General features: G+C 64.5%; 22 protein-coding genes and 1 tRNA gene. 12 read left to right on the forward strand and 11 right to left on the reverse strand.

The features are described 5' to 3' along the window. Window positions 1–30: 30 nt before the first annotated feature. The 4 genes from QJ043_RS06935 (at window position 31) to QJ043_RS06950 (ending at window position 2,324) form a co-directional block, all read left to right on the forward strand. Window positions 31–333: a DUF192 domain-containing protein gene (locus tag QJ043_RS06935; protein WP_347177804.1), complete on the forward strand. Its 303-nt coding sequence runs from the start codon at window positions 31–33 to the stop codon at window positions 331–333. Window positions 334–374: 41 nt separating this feature from the next. Beyond that, window positions 375–1,142, forward strand: coding sequence for an FHA domain-containing protein (locus QJ043_RS06940; protein WP_283712931.1), 768 nt, complete (start codon window positions 375–377; stop codon window positions 1,140–1,142). A gap of 12 nt (window positions 1,143–1,154) precedes the next feature. Further along, a tRNA-Phe gene (locus QJ043_RS06945) sits at window positions 1,155–1,230 on the forward strand. A gap of 326 nt (window positions 1,231–1,556) precedes the next feature. Next, complete coding sequence (locus tag QJ043_RS06950; RefSeq protein ID WP_283712932.1) at window positions 1,557–2,324, forward strand: hypothetical protein; 768 nt, start codon at window positions 1,557–1,559, stop codon at window positions 2,322–2,324. A 45-nt stretch (window positions 2,325–2,369) separates the two neighbouring features. Here the strand turns inward: QJ043_RS06950 and QJ043_RS06955 are convergent, their stop codons facing one another. The 5 genes from QJ043_RS06955 to QJ043_RS06975 all read right to left on the reverse strand — a co-directional run bounded on the left by QJ043_RS06955 (window position 2,370) and on the right by QJ043_RS06975 (window position 6,248). Then, the gene (locus QJ043_RS06955; RefSeq protein WP_283722778.1) at window positions 2,370–2,606 is read right to left on the reverse strand and encodes a helix-turn-helix domain-containing protein; all 237 of its coding nucleotides are present in this window, start codon (window positions 2,604–2,606) and stop codon (window positions 2,370–2,372) included. A gap of 70 nt (window positions 2,607–2,676) precedes the next feature. Then, window positions 2,677–3,852 carry a hypothetical protein gene (locus tag QJ043_RS06960; RefSeq protein WP_283712934.1) on the reverse strand — a complete coding sequence of 392 codons (1,176 nt, stop codon included), beginning with the start codon at window positions 3,850–3,852 and terminating at the stop codon, window positions 2,677–2,679. 206 nt (window positions 3,853–4,058) lie between these two features. Next, the gene (locus tag QJ043_RS06965; RefSeq protein ID WP_283712935.1) at window positions 4,059–4,868 is read right to left on the reverse strand and encodes an FtsK/SpoIIIE domain-containing protein; all 810 of its coding nucleotides are present in this window, start codon (window positions 4,866–4,868) and stop codon (window positions 4,059–4,061) included. Further along, the gene (locus QJ043_RS06970; RefSeq protein WP_283712936.1) at window positions 4,855–5,469 is read right to left on the reverse strand and encodes a hypothetical protein; all 615 of its coding nucleotides are present in this window, start codon (window positions 5,467–5,469) and stop codon (window positions 4,855–4,857) included. Before QJ043_RS06970 ends, QJ043_RS06965 begins: the two co-directional genes overlap by 14 nt. A 2-nt stretch (window positions 5,470–5,471) precedes the next feature. Beyond that, complete coding sequence (locus QJ043_RS06975) at window positions 5,472–6,248, reverse strand: hypothetical protein (protein WP_283712937.1); 777 nt, start codon at window positions 6,246–6,248, stop codon at window positions 5,472–5,474. Between the two features lie 523 nt (window positions 6,249–6,771). On the opposite strand from QJ043_RS06975, the gene QJ043_RS06980 reads away from it, so the two are divergent. After that, window positions 6,772–7,530, forward strand: coding sequence for a hypothetical protein (locus QJ043_RS06980; RefSeq protein ID WP_283722779.1), 759 nt, complete (start codon window positions 6,772–6,774; stop codon window positions 7,528–7,530). 223 nt (window positions 7,531–7,753) lie between these two features. On the opposite strand, the gene QJ043_RS06985 is transcribed toward QJ043_RS06980, so the two are convergent. After that, window positions 7,754–9,022: a DNA (cytosine-5-)-methyltransferase gene (locus tag QJ043_RS06985; RefSeq protein WP_283712939.1), complete on the reverse strand. Its 1,269-nt coding sequence runs from the start codon at window positions 9,020–9,022 to the stop codon at window positions 7,754–7,756. A 161-nt stretch (window positions 9,023–9,183) separates the two neighbouring features. Between QJ043_RS06985 and QJ043_RS06990 the strand changes: the two genes are divergently transcribed. Both QJ043_RS06990 and QJ043_RS06995 read left to right on the forward strand, forming a co-directional pair. Beyond that, a complete protein-coding gene (locus QJ043_RS06990) occupies window positions 9,184–9,957 on the forward strand; it encodes an Eco47II family restriction endonuclease (RefSeq protein WP_283712940.1) in 774 nt (257 codons plus the stop codon). A gap of 445 nt (window positions 9,958–10,402) precedes the next feature. Continuing rightward, window positions 10,403–10,909, forward strand: coding sequence for a hypothetical protein (locus QJ043_RS06995; protein WP_283712941.1), 507 nt, complete (start codon window positions 10,403–10,405; stop codon window positions 10,907–10,909). Window positions 10,910–11,059: 150 nt separating this feature from the next. On the opposite strand, the gene QJ043_RS07000 is transcribed toward QJ043_RS06995, so the two are convergent. Further along, window positions 11,060–12,259, reverse strand: coding sequence for a tyrosine-type recombinase/integrase (locus QJ043_RS07000; RefSeq protein WP_283722780.1), 1,200 nt, complete (start codon window positions 12,257–12,259; stop codon window positions 11,060–11,062). A 629-nt stretch (window positions 12,260–12,888) separates the two neighbouring features. On the opposite strand from QJ043_RS07000, the gene QJ043_RS07005 reads away from it, so the two are divergent. Together QJ043_RS07005 and QJ043_RS07010 are read left to right on the forward strand one after the other, a co-directional pair. Continuing rightward, entirely contained in the window at window positions 12,889–13,449 is a 561-nt protein-coding gene (locus tag QJ043_RS07005) for a helix-turn-helix domain-containing protein (RefSeq protein ID WP_283712943.1), read from the forward strand. 193 nt (window positions 13,450–13,642) lie between these two features. Beyond that, entirely contained in the window at window positions 13,643–14,602 is a 960-nt protein-coding gene (locus QJ043_RS07010; RefSeq protein WP_283712944.1) for a hypothetical protein, read from the forward strand. A gap of 369 nt (window positions 14,603–14,971) precedes the next feature. On the opposite strand, the gene QJ043_RS07015 is transcribed toward QJ043_RS07010, so the two are convergent. Together QJ043_RS07015 and QJ043_RS07020 are read right to left on the reverse strand one after the other, a co-directional pair. Continuing rightward, on the reverse strand, window positions 14,972–15,454 hold the full coding sequence (locus QJ043_RS07015) for a hypothetical protein (protein WP_283712945.1): 483 nt from the start codon (window positions 15,452–15,454) through the stop codon (window positions 14,972–14,974). Next, window positions 15,451–16,137, reverse strand: coding sequence for an SIMPL domain-containing protein (locus QJ043_RS07020; RefSeq protein WP_283712946.1), 687 nt, complete (start codon window positions 16,135–16,137; stop codon window positions 15,451–15,453). Before QJ043_RS07020 ends, QJ043_RS07015 begins: the two co-directional genes overlap by 4 nt. A gap of 177 nt (window positions 16,138–16,314) precedes the next feature. Here QJ043_RS07020 and QJ043_RS07025 point away from each other — a divergent pair, with 177 nt between their 5' ends. Beyond that, complete coding sequence (locus QJ043_RS07025; RefSeq protein WP_283722781.1) at window positions 16,315–16,776, forward strand: hypothetical protein; 462 nt, start codon at window positions 16,315–16,317, stop codon at window positions 16,774–16,776. A 370-nt stretch (window positions 16,777–17,146) separates the two neighbouring features. On the opposite strand, the gene QJ043_RS07030 is transcribed toward QJ043_RS07025, so the two are convergent. Next, on the reverse strand, window positions 17,147–17,473 hold the full coding sequence (locus QJ043_RS07030) for a hypothetical protein (RefSeq protein ID WP_283712948.1): 327 nt from the start codon (window positions 17,471–17,473) through the stop codon (window positions 17,147–17,149). 244 nt (window positions 17,474–17,717) lie between these two features. Here QJ043_RS07030 and QJ043_RS07035 point away from each other — a divergent pair, with 244 nt between their 5' ends. Next, window positions 17,718–19,892, forward strand: coding sequence for an AAA family ATPase (locus tag QJ043_RS07035; RefSeq protein WP_283712949.1), 2,175 nt, complete (start codon window positions 17,718–17,720; stop codon window positions 19,890–19,892). Next, the gene (locus tag QJ043_RS07040; RefSeq protein WP_283712950.1) at window positions 19,889–20,917 is read left to right on the forward strand and encodes a 5-methylcytosine restriction system specificity protein McrC; all 1,029 of its coding nucleotides are present in this window, start codon (window positions 19,889–19,891) and stop codon (window positions 20,915–20,917) included. The genes QJ043_RS07035 and QJ043_RS07040 overlap by 4 nt, the downstream gene beginning before the upstream one ends. Before the next feature lie 129 nt (window positions 20,918–21,046). On the opposite strand, the gene QJ043_RS07045 is transcribed toward QJ043_RS07040, so the two are convergent. After that, complete coding sequence (locus QJ043_RS07045; RefSeq protein WP_283712951.1) at window positions 21,047–21,385, reverse strand: helix-turn-helix domain-containing protein; 339 nt, start codon at window positions 21,383–21,385, stop codon at window positions 21,047–21,049. Window positions 21,386–21,481 lie beyond the last annotated feature (96 nt).

The following is a 21,481-nucleotide window of genomic DNA, read 5'->3' on the forward strand; positions in this document are numbered from 1 at the left end:
TTGGTGGGGTATTGCCGGGGCCGCCAGAGCGTGGCGATGCCGGTGTCGTCATTGGAGCGGTTCTGGGAGCGCCTGCGGGGGCTGATGGATCCGATGGTCCGTGGCTGGGTGCTGCTGGATCGATGCGCGAGCGTGCACACCTGGGGCATGCGGGAGCCCTGCGACCTGGCATGGCTCGACGAGCGCGGCCAGGTCACGAGGGTGGACCGGGACGTGCCCCCTCGGTCCGTGAGGTGGGATCCAGGGGCCGCGGCGGTTCTGGAACGGAGGTCCCACAGGGGGCTGTGGCCGGAGGTGGGGGAGCGCTGGTTCTTTGAGCGAGCGGCCGCGTGAGAGGGCGGCCGCGTGAAGGAGGCCGAGAGAGGAGAGCGGAGATGGGGACGAGCGAGATTCGGGTGATCGAGGGTCGGGCAGTGCCGTGGGACGAGGGAGGGCCCGCGCGACAGCTCGCGCCGGCGCCCGGGTTCAAGGCGTGCCCGCAGTGCGGGGCGCTTGTGTTCGAGGACATGGACACCTGCTACGGGTGCCTGTTCAGCTTCTCGGAGGCCGAGCAGGACGCGGACGTGACGCAGCAATGGTCGCCGACGTGGCTCGAGGGCGGGATGTCCGTGCTGGAAGACGGCCTCGGCGATTTGGAGGAACCGCCCGAGGCGCCCGGGGATGTCTGCGACCAATACGAGGACGCTGCGCCTGACGCCCTTGCGATGGTGCCCCCGTGGGAGGAGGCCGAGCCGGCTGTCGTCGAGCCAGAGTCGCACCGGGCCCCCGACGCCGATGCCACCTGCGACCTCGGGGCGTTGCTCGGCCCTGAGCCCGCGTGGGGCGTCCGCGTGAGTTGGAACGGCCTCGAGGCGGTGGTCGCGCTGCCGGGAACGGGGCTCACGGTCGGCCGCGACCCAGGCTGCGGCGTGGTGCTTCCGTCGCAGTGCGTCTCGCGTCGCCACGTGGCTGTGAGACCTGAGGGCGTCGATGTGGTTGTGGAGGATCTGGGGGCGCGCAACCCTGCCGTCCTCGCAGGTCAGCCGGTTGTTGGGCGCGTCGTGTGGCCACCCGGGGCGCCTCTGGAGGTTTGCGGCGCCAAGTTCTCGCTCGTTCAGCTTGACCCCCGCGAAGCGGATGCTATAGTGAATGGGCGCTTTTGACGCGCCACATTTGGCTGGGTAGCTCAGTTGGTAGAGCAGCGGACTGAAAATCCGCGTGTCAGGGGTTCGACTCCCTTCCCCGCCACCAGCAAATGAATGGCCTACCTGCGATTTCGCAGGTAGGCCTTTTTCGTGGGGAGCAAGCGGGCGGGTCTGGAAGGAAAACAGGGAGGAAAACCGTGCAAGTTTCGCCCACATTGCGCGCGCAAACGTTCAATAGTGCAATGGATTCCTTCACGCCGTTTCCACGTTCCTGGTTCCGGGCGGCTGCTATCGCCGGCTTGAGAAAAAGGAGCCGAACCTCTGAAACTGGGACACGCAGGTGCACTGCGTCTAACCGGATTATTGAACCTTCGAGTTATGTGTGGGAACGTTGCTTGAAGACATCTGAACATTCGGATTTGGAGCGTTCCCATGGGCTTCTTCTCAAAGCTCTTTGGCGGCGAAAGCACCAAGCCAGCCAAGACCCCGCAGAAGGCACCTGAGCGTATCCAGGTGCCGCAGGGCAAGATTGCCTACGACATTGAGGGCAAGCAGAGCATCGTCACCTACGTGTACGTTGGCGAGCAGCTGGCTCGCGTGCCGGAGGGCGACACCTTCTGGTTGGACGTCGTTTGGGCGACTCCAGAGGTTCAGCGGATTGCCGAACAATGGGGCTGGGAGCCCTTTGATAACAGCCTCGTGCTGGTGTACCAGGGCGTGCCTGTGGCCGGCATCAACTGGAACGTGCGTCTCTTGCATGAGCTGCTGGACATGGGCGTGAAGGTTCGGCTGCGAGCCCGGAGGAACAGGGGCTTCTACCAGCCAGGCATTCCGAATGTGAAGTCTCGACTCCCGGAGGAGTCCAAGGGCGCGGACCAGATTTGGGCGTGGCTCAACCGGCACGGCATGTTCCGCAAGTTCGTGTACGCCACGGCCACCGAGGCGTCTATCGAGGACGGGAAGTATCGCGTCGAGGTTCGCATGGTCGAACCAAAGCCCGGAAGCAAGGCCAAGCCCCGGGTCGGTTATTTCGTCGGCGACAAAATGATTGGCTTCACCACGGCGCGTTCGTCCAAGTACGGGGAGATGCGCGAGCTTGTAGGTATCCCCACTGGTCTTTGCACCGTGGAGAACGGCGAGGGCACTAGCGGGCCTGTGCGGAGAATTGTGTTCGAGGGCTCCCCGGACTGGCTGCAGTGAAAGAAGGGGTGGCAAAACCGCCCCTTCCAGGTCTCGTTGGTTGTTCTAGTCCGTCAGTCCGTAATACCTCTCGAGCTTTCGCCGTGATACCTTCCACCGGCGCTTGACGTACACGGCTCCGGGCATCTCGTCGTTTGCCACCATACGCTGAGCGGTTCGGTACGAGACCCCGATAGCGTCGGCGGCTTGTTGTAGCGTAAGAAGGTTCGACGGTTTATCCAGTACGCCCGTGCCTTCAAGTGCTTCGCGAATGGCTGCGTTGTCGCTCTCCATCTGCTCCATTCGCGCCAGGCATTCAATGAGCAGGTCGCCCAGCTCTTCGAGGTTCTGCGGCCTGTTCGGAGGGGTCCGTCTATTGTTCATCGGCGCCGCCCCTCTTCTCCGCGTTGCGCCTCGCCGCGTCGTAGATGTCCGCCCAGTTCGGGCGAGCCGCCAGCTCCGCGCGCTCCTTTGCCAACAGCTCGTCGAAATACGAGCGGTCGTGATAGGGGCTGTCCATACCGCCCTTGACCTCCAAGGTGCGGTACACGGGCTTTCCGTCCGGCCCCTGCTCGATGAACTTGTAACGGATGAGGTTCAACCGCCGGCGCAGCTGAAACCACGTGTCGCCAAAGGACTGTTCCCCGAACAGCTCCTCCGGACTGTAGGGGCTCACCAGCTCCACGCGCTCCCAGTGAGCCGACCTTGGGCTGTAACGCGCGTCAAGGTCTGTGACGCGCCAGCCGTCCGTGATGGTGAGCAGCTGGTTGCGCTTCAGGCAGCCAGGGCGCAGCTCGTCGAGCATGATGCACTTTTGGTTCGCGTAGGAGTCCCAGGGCCAGCGGTAGTCCGTCACCTTGTAGACGTCCTCCTCGCCGTACTCGTCCACCAACTCGCGGTAGAGGCTGGACTTCCCGGCCCCCGTCGGGCCGAAAGTGAAGTTCGTCACCACGTCCCGCCACAAGGGAAGCTCCATGTCCTTCCGCGCCTTGAAGGCGGCATTGATTGCTGTCTGCTCCTTCGAGTACGACACGCCGAGTGCCATGATTTGGGCGGGCGTGTACCCCTCGTCCAGGAGCCTGTCTATCTCAAGCTCCGTTGGCTTCCCCTGCGCGGAGCGGTTGGAGCCCTTGAACCCGCCAAGCTCCACCGGCTCACAAAGTTTCGTCTCTGATTTGTGCTTGTGCTTGTCCGTCTTGTAGATGTAGCTCCTGCAATCGTCGTAGGTGCCGAATGCCACCTCGACGTGCGCGTGCGGGAACATCCGCCTCACCGACTCCAGTTTGACGGGATAAGCGGAGCAGACGAGCTGGTGGGCATGGAGGGTCCCCGTCTCGGAGCGCTCCACCCCGACGATGGTGCCGTTCAGCTCCTCGGCGCGGGGGCGCGTCGTGCCCTTCATCCACATGGTCGCGATGGTGCGGGCGGCGGTGCGGCATTCCTCCACGGTGGGGCTCTCCGCGTCCTTGAACGCGACGCCCTCGATGTACAGGTGGGGGTTGTTGTGGGTCAGCATCCACGCTTTCGCCGAAGTCGGAAGCTTCGACATGGTGCGTCCTTTCTCGGATAGGTGCCTGAATGCCTTCGAATATCGGTGTGGACGCTGAGTTAAATGAAGAAATGCGCGCATTCATGCACTGATTAATGCAGATGATGATTAACTCGACCACAGCGGGTAATAGTGAACCGCTGTGGTTGGTTTGGTGGCCTGCGTTGACCTCTTCGGGTCACGCAGGCCACCGGACAGATGGGCGGTCAGCCCTTGAATTCGGGGCTCTCCCAGTCCAAGAAGGCCGGGAGCCGTTTGTCGCCGGCCATGCGAGCCATACGGGCTTCCTGCTCCTGCGGGTCGCGCCAGTCGGCACGGCCGCGACGCCAACGGTTGGAGCCGTCCGGGACCAGCAGGTACATCTCACCGGGCAGTGTGAGCAGGTCGCATGGGCACTCGTCCGGGCGGTCGCTCGATATCATGTTCACCAGGCTCTCGCCGCGCACCGCCATGGCGATGCGGGTCGAGGCGTTGCTTCTAACTACTGTTGGAATAGTTTCTGAGCTAATCACTTGCCCGCTGAGCATGAAGCCCATGGACGCCTGGCGGCATTGGTTGGAGTACTGGACCAAGTTGCTGACCAGCCTGTCCCGCTCCTTCTTGAGCATGGTCTGGTCCGCAGTCACGGCGGAGAGTTCGTCGCAGACCAGGACCACAAAGGGGCGCTCCTCCGTGGGCTCCAGCTCCCGGACGCGGTTCTTGGCCATGTATGCGTACCTGCGCCGCATCTCGTTGAGCAAGCTGTCCGTGAGGCGCAGCCAGTCGCCGGAGTTCCCAAAGACGTGCACGCGAGCGTCAAAACCCAGAAAGCTGACCTGCTTGGGGTCAACCACAACGAATTGCACCAGAGGCCCCATGACACGGCACAGGTCCTCGATGATGTTACGCAGCACCGCGGACTTCCCGCAGCCGGAGGCCCCTTGCATGATGAGCAGCAGCCCGTTTGCCAAAGAGACCTTCAAGGGATGGCCGAGCGGACTGGTCGCCACGGTGATGCTCGCCTCAAGCGCCGACATTGTCCTTCGCCCCCCAATCCAGCACTAGGACGTGCCGATACCGTGAGCCGAAGCGCCCCTTGGGCGCCACCCGGTCAACGCTGACGGCCGGGTCTCCCGGGATTGCCGGTCCTAATGCCGCTAGCGCCCTCTCGACCGTGCCCGGCTGAAGCTCCGGGCGCTCGATGCGGATGTACACACGGGCCCGCCGGTGACGGCGCTCCATCTTGACGCGCAGTCGGAGCGCGCGTGGGGACGAGACACGCCGGACGGCGCCGGCGTCAATCAGCCCGTAGATGACGGCCGACCTGATCTGGCACCGGAAGGGCGTGAAGGCCCGCGCCACGGCGTAGCCGACACAGACCACGCCACAACAGGCGGCCGCGTACCAGCACGCTCGGACAAGGACGGGCACCCAGGACCCGACGAGCCCCCACAGCGGCCCCTCCGCCCGGAAGCAGAGGGGCACCAGGACGGCCAGCATCGCGCACACGACGCCCACGAGCACGGCCGCAGCCAAGGGATAGGGGCAGGTGTGGACGCGCATGGCGTCCGCGAGGTCGGGGCTGTGGCGCACGTCGAGGACGATGGGGTCGCCGTCCCGGCTGTACGCACGTGCCATGTCTACGCCCCCTCCGCCTCGTCAAGCGCGGAGGCCTGAACCGACATGGCCACGTAGCGCATGTTCGGATACTTATAGAGGGAGACGCGCAGGCCGTCCACTGCGACGGGCTTGCCGACGAGTGGGCGCAGCGCGTCCGGCTCCACGCCGTCGAGCTTCACTGCGAGGTCGCCGCCGCCGGCGCGGACCGTGGCCTTAGCGCCGCGCGGCTCGTCCGTGACCTCGGTGCCGTCTGCGCGGTAGCGCGGCCACCTGTCCACGGTCGTGAGGATGGCACCGGCCGCGACGGCGCTCTCGACGCCGAGCTTGCACAGGGCGCTCGGCGCATAGGAGCCAGGGACCGGGAACCCGTCGGACCTCCCCGGGTACGCCCGCACGGAGTCCGCTGCCACGGACATGCGGGGGTACTTTTGATCCCCAAACTTATAGAACTTGACCCTCACACCCTCGAAGAGGATCGGCGTCCCGGCCGGCAGGTCCAGAACCTCCTTGGGCTCCTCGCCGTCTGGCAGGAAGGACATCACGGCCTCGCGCTCCTGCGGGGTCATGCCCGAGCAGACGTGGCCAGGCATGGAGACCTTGACCCCGAAGCCCAGGCCCACCGCAAGCACTTCAGCGCCCACAATGCGACCCGTGGGCCGGCTGTCCTTCCACTCGCGCTTGGGGCGGATGCGGTCGAGGACGAGCGGCGCGGCCTGCTGCCGAAGACCGAAGCCCTCAGCCGCGAGAGTGGCGGGGAGATAGCGGCCGTTGCCGGTCGCGTTCGAATCGTAAAGCATCGCCGATGCCTTTCTACGTAGAGCTTTAGTAGGAGACACGGCGCGTGCTACTCTGACATTGCGTATGGACGGGCAGCACGCACCGTCTGGTACCGGCCTGCCCCTGGGAATGAGCCCCCAAGGGCGGGCTTTTTCATTGTCATCTGCATTTAGGTGCCTCTCACGGTGTCTCCTTTCCGGTTCTCCGTCTACTACGTCGCCTTTGGGCGCTGTAGTAACAGGCCTGCCAGTGCCCTGTCTCCATCCGAGGCATCTGAATCTTGGCCCCGCCTGCAACCGCAGCGTACCAGCATCATCGTTTGTCGTGTATGACATCGTTTGTCGTTTACGATATCGTAATGACTACCGCTTAAGATCTCGCACACTGCCAGTATTGGCTCCCATCCGCGACCGAAAGGCCCAGGCCATGCGCGAAACAAACCGCTACCCCGAGTGGCCCCTCTCGAAATCTCTCACACCGGACCGCGCGCGACAGGCTGTCAACCAGCTCTTCGTAATCACCAAGGAGCCAGAGCCGGTTCCCTTGACGGAGGTCTACGCTCCAAAGGACACGATTCGCGATCTCGACAATGCCCGCCATAGGATGCTGGTGGATTACGGACTACAGCCAGGAGAGGATGGTCGTTTTCGCCTGAAGGACCTGACCCTCGCGCTTCTCGGCCGCATTGGCATCAGCACGAAAGGCGCCAGCAGCCGCATCTACAAGAGCACCTATCGGCAGCTTCAGCGGTACATCGGAGAAATGGCCTTCCGTGCAGCAGAGCAAGAGGGCCATCCAGATGTGGTCAGTCCTGTGTCTTTTCCTTGCAACGCGGACACGGCTCTCAAAATCGTCGGGAACGAAAGAATATGCCGATACATGCTGGATCTGAGGAACAAGTACGCCGACCTCATATACGGGGTCACGGCCAAGGAACCGAAAGTAGACGCAGCGTTAATCGACTCGTATCGCGCGATAGCGCGCAGCCAAAGCCTGCGCCCTGAAGACCCGTTCGCCGGCGATACGGAACTAGGGAACATCTGGAACAACGTCCTGTCGATAGGTACCTCAGATTTCAGCGTGCGCCAGCAGATGAGCTTGCTGTTCTCTGCCTACCTTGAAGAACACCGACTGGTGTTCGACAACGTCTCTTACGACCGGGATCTCACGAATCTCCGAGGCATGATGCAACGCTATCAAGCCGACCTGGCAGCTGACAAACCTGGAGACGCCGCACTTCGGCAGCACATTGTTGATTTGTACGTCCGTTTCTCCGACCTGAGCAACTACTTGTTCCATTAAGAGTCACTCGGGTTAGTTCCGACGACCTCCACCATCGCTGGCCTCTGCTTCCAACCAGGCTCGTGTCACCCCTCCGCACCTGCGCAGATACCAGCAGTGGTCATGAACGTGCTGATGCTGCTTCAGCTGCTCGGCTGCTTAACGGCCAGCTTTTACTCGACCATGACACAGGAGTGCGCGGTGGCTGCCCGCGCACATCGTGGCTGTCCGCCCTCGGGTCTCTTTAAAGCAGAGCCACGTTTACCGGGGATACTTCCTCCATGTCTTCCGTCCTTGGCGCGTACCCCAGCATCGCAAGGACGCACCGAGCCACGTGATACCCCAGGTTCACCGGAACCGCGTTGCCAATTTGCTTGTACTGGCTCGTCAGGTTCCCCTGGAACTGCCACTCGTCCGGGAAGGTCTGGATGCGGGCGTATTCGCGAACCGTCAGGGGTCGCGTCTCGGATGGATGGCAGCGCTCCGTCTGCTTTTGCGCCGGCGCACAGGTCAGGGTGAGGCAGGGCTCGTCCCATGCCATTCGCCGCGCCATTCCCGTGCGTCCGCCTGGCAGGTTCCAAGAGCCGCCCATGAACTCGCGAGCAACATCTTCAGGGAGATCCCTCCAGTTGCCGCCCTCGGGGACCAGCTCCATGACCTTGCGCTTCTTCTCCGGGTACTTCTGACCCTCCGACTCGGGACAGTCCTTGAGCGCTTGGCGCATAGAAATGAGGTAGTCCCTCTCTCGGGGAAAGAGAATCGGCAGGTCAAGGTCCCGTCGAACAGCGATCATGATGAGCCGCTCGCGCTTCTGCGGCACATCAAGGTATTGGGCTCGCAGGATGCGATAGGCGACGTCGTAGCCTAGCTCGTTCAGGCGGTTGAGCATGGTCTTCAGTGTGCGGCCGCCATCGTGCTTCTCAAGGCCACGGACGTTCTCGCCGATGGCCACTTTTGGACGCACTTGCTCCACGGCCCGCGCGAACTCAAAGAAGAGCGTGCCACGCGTGTCGCCAAACCCCTGTGACTTCCCTGCATAAGAGAACGCCTGACAAGGGAAGCCGGCCTGAATGACCTCTGCCTCAACACCGGAGAAGTCAAGTTCGTGCACGTCTCCCTCGACCACGTCCCAGTCAAACCCTAGGCGCTCAGAGTTCTCCCTGAGCGTAGCCGCCGCCGATGGGTCGAATTCGTTGAGGAGGACGTGGTTGAAGCCGGCATTGTGAAAACCGAGAGCGGTTCCGCCTGCGCCCGCGAATAGATCCACGCAGGTGGCTTCCGGTATGATGGCGTCCTCTTTCAGCACTCGGTACTCGGTGCCGTCCGACTCTCCGGAACGCTTCTTCTGAAGCCGGGAGACTTCTTCCACGTTGAAGAGCCGAGCGCCGGAGGAGCTGCGCTTTGCCTTGATGAGGCCGCTCTTTGCCCATCGTCTGAGCGTGTCCACGGAAACGTTCAATTGAGCGGCTGCGTCGCCGATTGGCATCCAGCCGTCCTTGGCGCGTATGGTCATTGGCTCGCTCCCCCAAATAAATAACCATTGCCTATGCAAAGGTTATTGTACCAGATCCTCCGGCAAAGAGGGGATTCTTCCATCGAGTATCGAGCGTTTGTTATGATTGTTGAAACTTGCTGAATCGAGAGTTGGGCGGTGGGGCAATGGGCGAATGGTCGATGGGTTTCATCTCCCAAGAGGACTTCCGGCAGCACGTGAAGGACACGCTGGTGTCGTACACCGCTCAGGAGCCCGTCTATGACCTCAAGCGGTTCAACAAGAATGCAATCGACCCCATCAAGCTCCTTCTGGACAAGAGCGTTTACGGCCTCACTTGGGACGAGGTCGTGAGCAGTGAGATTAGCCGCCAGAAGGACAAGTCCAACAACAACGGCATCGGCTACTTTCACCAGAACATCTTCCGGTACATCCCGGGGTGCACCGTGCCGCCTGAGAACTGGGACGTGATTTACACCAACCCGGACGGCATCGATATCGACGGCGTGACCGTGCACACGGTCTATGTCGAGATGAAGAACAAGCACAACACCATGAACGCCTCGATGGCCGAGGAGATTCACGACAAGATGCGAAACAAGATCGCGGACGACGATGATTGCGTGTGCATGCTGGTCGAGGCCATTGCTAAGAAGTCCCAGAACGTGAAATGGGCGCGCAAGAAGAAGGGCGAGGACAAGAAGTTCTCGCACCGGCTCATCAGACGCGTGTCGATGGACGAGTTCTACAGGCTGGTTACTGGGGATCCGGACGGCTTCGCAAAGGTTTGTGCCCAACTGCCCATAACCATCGATGAGGTCATGGGCGAGCTAGGCGGTGCGGCCGAGGTCGAGGACACCGTGATGGACGAGCTTCGGGCGGAGGGCGACGATATCGGAGCCACGCTTATGAAGCTTGCATTTAGGACCTATTCTGGCTTTAGCGACGAAGGCTAACGCCTAGCTATCTCCGCGATTTGGAAGGCAACTCTACTGCTACCGAAGAGGTCGGCTTTTACGAGACGTCCCGTAGCCTGACGTTTGACCGCGTCGATATTTACATGGCCGAGGCCCATACGTTCTTCTAGCGACGGGTCTGAGCAGTCGGCCTGTTCAGAATCCCAACGAGCTAAACGCCGATAGCTAGAGGGCGCCTGTTGGCGCCCTCTCTTTTGCACGTGGCACCGGCCGGGGCCGCGTCAAGGGCGCTCCCACGAAACGCCCCACAAATCGGCATAGGGCGCCGATTGGTGGGGGTTGTTGTGTCCGGCCCTTGACCCGCCCCCTCTATGGCCGGCGCGGCTTTGCAGTGGCTGCAAAGCAAGCGCCCGCGCAACGCGGGTGCCCGCTTTGCACAGAGCAGGGTTCAAGGGGAGCCCTGCCAGACCCGGAAGGGGAAGCCATGAGCAAGACCGCGACCAAGAGCACCGACCGTTACGACGAGCTGGGCATCGACCGCTACGCACTGACCGACTGCGGCACGGCCCCGTGGGACGCCATCGAGCGCCCGGCCAAGGGCGTCGAGGCCTACGCCACAGGCGAGGTGGAGCGCGAGTGCGTGAGGCTCGCCGCCGTGTTCCTGAGCAGGAGCGGCTTCGAGGACGTGGAGGCGTCGCCGGTGGCGGGCGCCGACCTCCGGGCCACGGACACGCGCGGCGAGCGCCCCGAGGACGTGCTCATCGCCGTCCGCGCCGGCCGCGACCTCGAAGGCGACGGGCTCGACATGCCCGGCCTGAACGTCACGACGCAGCAAGGCCGTGACCTGCGCTGGTCGCTCTCGTCCCTCGCCCAGTGGTGCGGCTGCGACCGTGGCCGCTACCGTGCGGACGTGATGGCCGTGGCCATCGTCGGCCAGCGCGTGGCCAAGTTGAGGCACCTGACCGGCGCCGCGTGGCTGGATCTCGCCTAGACGCTTCGAGGTAACCGGACCGTCGGAGGGTTCCCGGAAACGGGAGCCCTTCTTTCACGCTCGGAGCATGGTTTAGCGACTAGGCGCATTCGCGGCGAGGCTCGCCCAAAGGCTCCCCGCGCCGGCGCCCCTCACGGCGCGCTCTTCTGCTCATGCGCCATGCGGGAGCATGGCCCGTTCAACAATGTCGGCCGCGCGGCGTTTTGCATCGGGGTCACAGGAGGCGTAGACGTCCAGGGTCATGGACGCTTTCGCGTGGCCGAGGTTGCTAGCGGCCGTCTTCACGTCGCCGCCGGCGGCGAGGAACATGGTCGCCCAGGTGTGGCGAAGGTCGTGGAAGGTGGGCAGCCGGCCCGCGGTCCCCTTCACGCCGAATGAGCGGGCGAGCGTGGCCCAGCTGCGGCTCAGTACCGAGGGGTGGAGGTAAGCACTCGGTGTGCCAAGCACGAATTCGTCAGCCGTCCAAGGTTCGCCCTCGCCCAGAAACTCCTCTTTTTGCGTTGCGCGCCATTCCTTAAGGATGCAGGCGAGCGTCTGCGGATACACCACGTCCCGCACGCGGTCGGTCTTCGGCAGCTTCTCGTACGCGCCGCCCTCGCCGAGCGCGATGGAGCGGCGAACCCAGAGCTGGCCGTTCTGAAGGTCGAGGTCGCTCCACTTGAGGCCGCAGATCTCCCCCTCGCGCATGCCGGTGTACAGGGCGATTTGCGCCGCGACCGTGATGCGGGTCGCCTCCATCTGGCCGAGAAGGCCGAGGATGCGGGCGCGGGCGTTGCCGTCGAGCGCGTTGATGCCGGGGTTCTTCTTCTTGCGCTTGGGCGGTCGCACCGTGTTGAGCGGGTTCTTGGGGATGACGTCGCGCTCGACGGCGCGTTTCATCGCCTGCTTCAGGAGGTTGTGGGTCTTGATGATGGTGCTGGAGGAGTAGCCGTCGGCCACCATGCCCTGCTCCCACTCGCGCACCTGCTCCGGCGTCAGCTCTCCCATCTTCACCTCAGAGAAGGCGAAGCGGATGTAACGGGCGCTGCCGTGGTAGCTGCGGACGGTGGCGGCCTCCACCTGACCCGACGCCTCCAGCTCGTCAACGATGCCGTCCACGTAGTCGGCCACGGCAATGCCGACGCCCTTGAGGGAGGGGTCGCCCATGGTGCCGGCCTTCTCCTCCATCTCCTCGCGCCAGCGGGCAAGCTCCAGCTTCGCGTCCGTCTTGGTGGTCGCCTTGAGCACGTGGCGTTTCTCGCGCCAGACGCCGCCCTCGTCCTTGTAGCTCAGGACCCCTTGGTATCCTTTGCGGGGCGGTTTGTTGGCTCGCAAGGTCGCCTTCGAGTACATCATTCGCGTCTCTCCCATCTTTTCGTGCGGGAGGAAACGGGCGGGTGGGGGAGCAAATCCGGGAGGAAAAGCGCCCGCTTTTCGCGTCCTCTCGCGTCGTATCGTGTCATGGGAAGATACGCGGGCCTAAGTCGTGATGTAGAGAAACGCCTTTTGTACCTGCGGAAATGTCCGAAACTGTCGTTTCAGGACGTGGAGAAGATAATCAATCTCCAAAGCTGAAAATCCGCGTGTCAGGGGTTCGACTCCCTTCCCCGCCACCAGCATCTTTCAACCTACCTGCAGTTTGTGGGTAGGTTTTTTCTTTATGCCTGTAAAACCTGCAAGCCCTGTCAGAGGCCTGTACGAACTTTGAATATCTATCGAACCGGGCTCGCGCGAGATTGCACGTTAACCTCCTCCCCTCGACGAACGAGGATCTCTGAAAAAGCCGGAGTCCCCTCCTTGGGTTGGTCTCCACACTTTAGACATTTTTAAGGACTTGGGAACCCCCGACCGGGAGGGCGGCACGTCCGAGCGGTCCAATGGTCAATCAACGAGAAATCGTCGGGTTCGTGTTTTACAAAATACGAATGGTTGTGGACAGATCTGTCCATGTCATGTACCTTCTATTCAGGAACGCATGTCCGCTCTTGAGGAGGACGCCCATGGCACAGCCGCTTTCGATGACTTGGATGCGCGGTTGCAAAGGCGCGCCGGACTTTGCAGAGGCCTGTTTGGTGCTGCAGATGCCGAACGGCGAGCCAGTCGTTCTTCCTTTGACGGAAGAACAGATGAAGGTGGTTGCAGCCAGCCTCGGCCTCAGCTTCGATTTGGTGCCCGGCTGGGTCATCGCTCTCGATGACGAGCGCTTAGAGCTCCTGCGAGAGGCCGGCGGCGATCAGGGCGTCGTGAACGCAGACACGGCCGCTCGATTTCTGGAGGTGTCGCGCCCCACTGTCTACCGTCTGGCGCAGAACGGCGACCTAGAGGCCACCGGCTCGCGTCCCCTGCGTGTGACGGTGAAGTCCCTTTGTGAGTACCTCGCCAGCGGGGACAGCTTCATGCTGGCGCAGGCGCGTGAGATGGCTCGCTCGCTGGAGCGAACGCTCGAGCGACCTGACGGCTACGGCATCCCCTATGAGCAGATTGACGAGTGGCCGATGCCTCCGGAGCCCTGGCCGGAAGACCCAGCGCCAGAGCTTCATCCCGAGGACCCAAAGGAGTAGTGCATGTCCCGTCAGCAGGGGAGAGCCCCGCCAGCGGTCGACACAAACGCGAAAGGGCGCCCGGATGGTCCCCGGACGCCCCGGACCGTCAGCCGCGCGGCGTAGGCCGCACAACCAACCAGTTCATCAGCGATGATAGCGGGCTCCTCCGGGCGCTCGGCCTTGTCGTCGCTCTTAGGGGCGGAGGTCCCAAATGAATAACACTGAAGCGTCGGCCCTGGCCGTTGCCGACGGCCTGTCCCAGACCGACAGCGACGTCCTGCAGATGGTGAGCGGCTGGCTCAACAAGCGTCGTCCGCTCGCTGCCGCCCGCCTGATCCTGCTCCCGGATGGCCGCTACGCCACCACCGAGATGTTCGGCTCGCGCGCGCTGCTTCCGCCGCTCTCGCCCAAGCAGGCTCTCTCCGGCGCCGCTGAGATGCTCTCCTTCGGCGTCTGCAGCACCGTGGTCAACCTGGTGCCGAACAGCGACGCCCTCGACTTCGCGACGTACTGCTCCGTCTGCTTCTCCAAGGACGGGGACAGCATCGGCCTGTTCGTGGAGGGCGCGGTCCCGCAGAGCGAGGAGGAGCCTTCCCCGCAGTCGCCCCCGTGGTCGGTGGTGAGCGACGGCGTGGACGAGTCGTCGCTGTCCGATGGCACGCTGCCTCCTCAGCACGTGGCCCTCGCCGCGGCTATCGAGAGGGACCTCGGCGACGATGGCGCGCTGGGTCTCATCTCCGTGTATCGCACCCACACCGCCATCGAGTGCAAGCAGCTGGGTTGCACCATGGCCGCTCTGGGCGACCCGATGGACCCGGCGACGTGGGACCGCGAGATGCCGCAGTTCGTTTGCGACATCGCGTGCGAGAGCGGCATCGACACGGACGGTATCCGGGAGCTCTGGCATGCCATCAGCGATGCGGCGCTTGCCTACGTGCTCGGTGTGGGCGTCGAGCCGCCCTACGGGCTGACCCAGCCGGAGTACGAGAGCCTGGTCGGCGTGTACGAGCACGACGTGATCGAGAAGGCTCGGAAGCAGGCCCAGATGGAGGCGCTGGAGAAGGCGTTTGACGCGGCCCAAGAGGACGAGCCGCCAGCAGAGGCGGTGGGCGAAGTCCGGGATTCGGGAGAGCCCTTGGCTTCGAGTGACTCGCCGTCGGATTCCGAGTAGGTTCCAGACGGGCCGGCGCCGCTTGGTGCGCGCCGGCCCGTCTTTTGTTTGGGTCATTGATTCGTCAGGTTCAGGTCTCGATACGATCCTGGCTCCGTGCGGTGAACTGCACACGAGGAGGACTGTCTCGAAACGCTGGAAGGCCGAGGTTCATGGCGGCCGGGGAACGGGGTCGAACCCCTGACATGCGGAATATCCGTCCGCACGTCAAGCCTCGGAGGTGTTTGTGCCTAAGGGGCGTCGGGCCAGACGCTGCCGCGACGCTGTCATGACGACGACGAGCTTTCGCAAGGACAAGGGAAAGACTCTGGCCGGCAGCCGGACTGACGCGGCTCGTCGTCAACGCGACTACCACCCTGGGATGCGGCACTACGTGTAGATCCGTCCGCTGTGCCACTTCCACCGCTCTACGGCGTCGTCCCACCCGTCCAAGAAGGCCGGGGGTCTGTCCGAGCGGAGCGAGCACCGCTCGGCTCTCACGGTCTTTTCGTCGGCCGTTGAGATGAGCGCCTCGGCCCATCCATATCCTCGCCAGTAGTCCTTGACATACTCGTCGCGCTGAATCTGCTCTCGCGGGGCCGACGGGACAGCCGTCGCCGGTTCCCGGTCGGGGTTCTCTTTCGGCTGCGATTCGTCTGGGGCGTACCCGCCCATGCCTATCTGCTGTAGGAAGCAGTCGCGGTTGATTAGCCACCGACTGCAGAAGAAGGTCGCCTTGATGTCGCCGGTGCTGCACCGGCGACGGATGGTTGCCGGGTGGGCGCTTGCGATTGCTGCAGCCTGGACGGGCGTGAGGGCCGGCGGCGCCGACGCCAGGCTTTCTGGCCCCGTGTACTCCCAGCCGCTGCTCACGCCTGCTCCAGCTCCCAGGTGAGGTGCACGTCGCACGTGACCTTGATGGGCTCGGGCGAGAAGCTGGGCGCCTGGCCCGGGGCGCTGCCGCACGCCATGAGCGCCGATCCGCGAGCCCGGCCGGGGTAGGTGAGCGCGGTCGGCACGCTGAAGTGGGGCGAGCGCCCGAAGGTCACCTCTTGTACGGGGCCCAAGGCGCAGCCTGCGGCCGTCGCGAGCGTCTCGGCCTGCTCGCGTCCCGTGGCGACGGCCTTCGCCAGCAGGGTCGAACGTGCGGTGGCGACGTCGTCCAGGCAGAAGTCGACGTCGATGGCCAGCTCGGGGTCAGCGGGCACGACGGCCGCCCAGAGGGCCGAGAACAAGTCCGCGTCGACCGGAAGCCGGGCGACCATCGAGCCGTGGTAGACGTAGCCCTCCGGGCGCTGTGTCGAGCGGTAGTAGTAGCCGTCGTCCTTCTCGTAGAGCTGGATCATGTTCGCCGACACCGTGAACTCGCCGGTGCTCACGAGGTCCTTCGCAACCCCGGCCTTCTCTAGCGCCGATTGCAGGCGCTCGGCGCGGTGGTTGTACTCGTCGACGCAGTTCGCGCGCGAGTCCTTGGTGCCCTTGATGGCCATGGTGACCTCGCACAGGTCGGGCGCGAAGCGCTCCTCCACGGAGGACGTGATGTTGATGACGGGCACGGCGTCTCCTCTCGTCGGGTGAGTTGAGTCTAACGGCCTCGTGCCAGGCGGGCTTCAGCTGCGAGCTGAGGACTGAGTGGCGGTATACGGATAGAATTGCTGCCCCGTTGGTCCTGACTCACGAAGGGTGGGAGTGTCATGAGGGAGTACGTGCTCGGGCTGCAGGCTAGGTGCGACATGGCCAAGAACGGCGAGCTGAGCACCGAAGAGGAGGAGGCGCTACGCGACGAGATTAACGGTGCCTTTTCAGCAATGCCCGTGTTCGGCCACAACATCGTCTCTGCTGTGGCAAGCGGTAACTGGAGCCGCATACGAGGCGCCATCGCTCCCTGCGCCACCGTGGCCTCTCAAGACAGGGGCGTGCGAGTGACCCAGAACACGAGCCCTCGTTTAGTGCAGAACCAAACAACAACGGTGACCGTCGGCATCCAAGAGGTGACAAGGGCTCTCGACGCTGACGGCCTGACCGAAGAGGAGCAAGCAAAGGTCAAGGCCATGCTCGTGGACGCTCAGGCGGCCAAGGCCGACGGGGACCAAAGCAGGCTGCGAAAGGTGGGCAAGGGCATTGCAGACTGGGCGTTTGACAAAGGGGTGGCATCCCTGCCGACCCTCTTGGGCTATCTGGCCAGCCTCTTCTGAGGCCTCCGCTATCAAGGCTTTTCCCCAGCTCTTTCCGGCAACCAGCTGGGTGGCCGGACATGGACCCAGCTTCTGCGGTGGCCGTTCCAACGGGTCCACGCAGACCCCTCCCGATCTTGGCGGACGGCGTCGCGTACCTCAATGAACCCGTGGCAGCTTCCGCTGAAGTGGAAGCGCAGAAAGGCCCGACCACCAGAGCATAGCGGGACCATGACGACGCCCTCGAGCGTGTAGATATCCTCGCAGCCCCAGCAGAGGATCGCGTCATCCACCGTCACGACCGCGTTGTCGAAACGCGTGGAGGCCTCTGGAAGGTGGTCCGAGCACCACTCTGTCAAGAGCTCCTCAATCCGTGGGCCATGGACGAACCTCATGGCTCCGCCTTCTTCCCCGAGTCTCGCCACCCTGCCGCAGGTTTCTCCCACCGGGACCACTCGGAGTCCTTCTCCATTGGAAGCTCGTGCTTCAAAGCCTCCACGACGTCGCAGGAGATCGGACCGTCAGCCCGGACGTGCAGCAGCACATCCGCACTCAGGAGGCTCTCGTCCCAGATCCCCGCGTAGACGTCCCAAGACGCGTCCTCCCTGTGGTACGGCGCGCAGACCCACTCGTCGTCGCAGTCGAAGGAGTCGGGCAGCCACTCAAGGCACCAGTCCTCGAGCGCCCGTTCGACCTCATCCTTGCCCGTCCAGTGCACCAGACCTCCTTTTCACGCTTTTGGCCAGCGTACGGGGTCGTTGCGCCCTTGTCCTCAGCTGCGAGCATGATCCAGCCCAACTATGGCCGGCCATCGGCCAGACGTAGGCGGGGCTCTGTCATGACACTGGCTAGTCGCTGGGTGCCCGAAGGAAAGACCCGATAGAGCGAACGGGGCACCTTCTCGGCGATACAATGCTCTCAGATTTCAAACAGGACTGGCTCGATTGACTTCGGAGGCGCCCATGGCGACCGCACCCGACCTTTCTTGGATCCCGTTCTACGAGGAGCTGGCCACGCGGCTGCTCGACTTCAAGGACGACCGGCATGGCCTGATCGCCCTCGTCCTGGAGGCCTACGAGGCGGTCCAGATGAAGGTCCCGAAGCTGGACTCGACCATGCCACCGGCCGACATCGACCCGTTCACGGTGATGGGTCTCTTCAACAAGGGGCTCACGTGGGAGAACCGCGCCAAGCTGGCTGCCGCGCTCAAGAGCGCGCTCGGCATCGAGGCCGCCGCGCCGACGGCCTTCGACTCGATCCCGTTGCTCAACAACCAGCACGCGACCTTCTACCGGTTCTCGAACGACCCCGACCGGGGCGACCAGGACCTCGAGAAGCTCTGGATTCTGCTCGAGACGGCGGTGGCCTACGCGGACGGACCGACCCCCGAGCGAGAGGGCGCCCTGGCCGAGGCGTTCGACGGCGCGGCGGCCATCAAAGGCGTGCGCTGGATGGTCACGATGGGGCTCTACTGGGCGCGGCCAAACGTCTTCATGAACCTCGACTCGCGGAACCGCTGGTTCGTCGAGAAGGAGGACGTGCCACAGACCCTTAAGGACGCCACGCCCCGCGAGCACGGTGCCACCGTGCCGTCGGGCGAGGAGTACCTGCAGCTGTGCCGCACGGCGCGGGCGCTGTGCGGCGACCCCTCCTCGGGCTTCCGCAGCCTTCCGGAGCTCTCGCACCTGGCCTTCGAACGCTCCGAGGAGGTCAACCGGGAGAAGAAGCTCGAGCAGGGCGAGGTAGCGCCGGACCCCGTGCTGGCCGAGCCGGGCCCGCGCTATTGGCTCTACTCGCCGGGCGAGCAGGCCACCCTGTGGGACGGCGTCCGGGAGTGCGGCTCGATGGTCGTGGGCTGGGACGCGCTGGGCGACCTGTCCCAGTACGGGAGCAAGGCGGCCGTCCTCGAGGCGCTGGACGCCGCGGCGGACGACGGTCGGCACCATCACAACGACGCCGGCTGCGCGTGGGCCTTCGCGAGCGAGATGGTCCCCGGTGACGTGGTCTACGCCAAGAGGGGCTCGAAGAGGCTCGTGGGGCGCGGCGTGGTCACGGGGGAGTACACGCACGACGAGGAGGGGCCCGAGGGCCTCAGGAACCTCAGGGACGTGGAGTGGACCGATGCCGGCGAGTGGGACTGGCCGGGGGAGGGCCGCATGCCCACCAAGACGCTCACCGACATCACGGACAACGAGAAGGCCGTCGCCCGGCTGGAGGCTCTCATCGGCGCCTCCCGGCTCGCTCAGGGCGCGCCGGAGGCGTCTGCGGAACCGGAACTCGACCCCTACACGCGCGAGGACTTCCTGGCCGACGTCTACGTGACGCCCGAGAGGCTCGACGACATGGAGGGGATCCTGCGCCGCAAGAAGAACCTGATTCTCCGCGGCGCGCCGGGCACCGGCAAGACCTACGCCGCCAAGCGCCTGGCCTACGAGTTCATGGGCGAGCGGGACCGCGACCGGGTGAAGGTGGTGCAGTTCCACCAGGGCTACTCCTACGAGGACTTCGTCGAGGGCTACCGCCCCACGGCCACTGGCTTCGAGCTCCGCCGCGGGCCCTTCCTGGAGCTCTGCGACGCTGCGCTGGAGCACCCCGACGAGCCCTTCTTCCTCGTCATCGACGAGGTGAACCGCGCGGACCTGGGACGGGTGCTGGGGGAGCTCTTCATGCTCCTGGAGGCCGACAAGCGCGGCGTCCACCTGGACCTCATGTACTCCCGGGAGTCCTTCACGGTGCCCCGCAACCTCTACGTGGTCGGCACCATGAACACGGCCGACCGCAGCATCGCCCTCATGGACCACGCGCTGCTCAGGCGCTTCGGCCACGTGGAGCTGGAGCCGGCCTTCGCGAGCGACGGCTTCCGCGCCTACGCCGAGGGCCTGGGCAGCGACGCCTTCGACCGCCTCGTGTCCGTGGTGCAGGCCATGAACGAGGACATCGCCCAGGACGAGGCGCTCGGCCCCAGCTACCGCGTCGGCCACAGCTACCTCTGCAACCTGACGGCGGGGGAGCGGCTGCCCGCCCAGCTCCGCGAGGTGGTGGAGTACGAGCTGGCGCCCGTGGCGCGCGAGTATTGGTTCGACGACCCGGGCAAGGCCGAGGGCTGGGTGGCCGAGATGCGGGGCGCGCTCGCATGATCCCGGTGGCCAACGTCTACCGCATGATGGCCTACGCTTGGTCGGCCCTCTCGGCCGGGCCGTACGCGTCGCTGTCGGCCGAGGAGTTCGAGAACCACGCGGACCTTATGGCCGCGATCCTCTGCCGTGGCGTGGCCGATCAGGCGCGGCGCGGCTTCTCGAAGGCGTACGTGCTCCAACGTCGCCAGGGGCAGCTGCCGCGCGGCCGGCTGCTGACGGGGCCGACGGTGGCGCTCGCGGCGAGGGGCTCCCGTGACGTGGTCTGCGAGCCGTCGGAGCTCACGGCTGACATCCTGGAGAACCGCGCCGTTAAGGCCGCGTTGGCGTCCCTGCTGGGCGCCGATGTGCCCAGTGCCCGACGGCGCGAACTCCGCAACGCGCTGGCTTTGATGCCGCAGGTGACGTCCGTGGGCCCTCGTCAGGCGCTCAAGGGGCTAACCCGCCGTCGGACGTCCCGCACCTACCAGGCCCTCCTGGCCGTCTCGTCCATGGCGCTCTCGGGGGAGGTCCTCTCGAGCCAGTCCGGCGACGCGCGGGCGCGCTCGTTCCTCGACGACTCGACCATGGCGGCGCTTTACGAGCGCTTCCTGCTGCGTTACTTCCAGAGGGAGCACCCGGAGCTGGAGGCATCGGCCCCGCACATCCCGTGGGACGTGGACGCGCCCGACCCCCAGCTGCCGCTGATGCGCACGGACCTCGTCCTCCGCACGCGGGAGGGCGCCCCTCGGACGCTCATCGTGGACGCCAAGTACTACGGGAGCAACCTGTCCTCTCGGTTCGGAAAGTCCGCCGTACACTCGGGGAACCTGTACCAGCTCCTGGCCTACGTGAACAACGAGGCAGCCCGCGAGCCGGAGGCCGAGGTGTCCGGGCTGCTGCTCTACGCGAAGACGGACGCGCGGGAGCAGCCGGCGCTGGATCGCGTGATTGGCGGCCATCGGATTCGGGCGAGCGCCCTGGACCTGAGCGGCGACTTTGCGGTGACGCGAGGGCAATTGGACGCAATGGCTAGGGTGTTGGCCTAGGGCAGTCATCAGAGCAACGCGGCTCGACATCGTCCTGACAGTGGCTGGCCGCTAGCCGGTCAAGGGGAAGGCCCCTACAGGACGGTCGACGCTCGCCGTCTTGTCAGGGCCCTCCTATCTGTCCTGCTCCTACTTCTTCTGGCTGGTGTTGCGAGACGTCGCTCGGGTACCCTGGCGGCGCGCCGCCGAGCTGCGCGTGCTCGACCTGGGGGTCAGAAGCGGGTGGCTCTTGGCGAACTCCCCCAGACCGTACTGGCGGCACAGGGTCTCGCGCGGCACGCGCCAGGTGCAGCCCACCCGGTAGGCCGGAATCTCATCGTCGTGCACCATGCGCTGAACCTTACGGTGGCTGACGCCCAGGAGGGCCGCCACGTCGTGCAAGTCGAGCATCTCCTTGTGCTCCAGCTCCTTGAGCGTGATGGTCTTCGTCGCCTCCTGGTTCTTCTGGGTCTTCTTACCGAGGGTCATAGCAAGTCCTCTCATTGCGAATTCAACAGTGCGTGTCCGTGGGCCCTGGACGCCGGCGCGTTCGTGCGCCGGGACATGGACAGTACCGGCTCGGCT

The sequence above is a fragment of the Kribbibacterium absianum genome (assembly GCF_030067705.1).
Lineage (GTDB): Bacteria > Actinomycetota > Coriobacteriia > Coriobacteriales > Atopobiaceae > Kribbibacterium > Kribbibacterium absianum.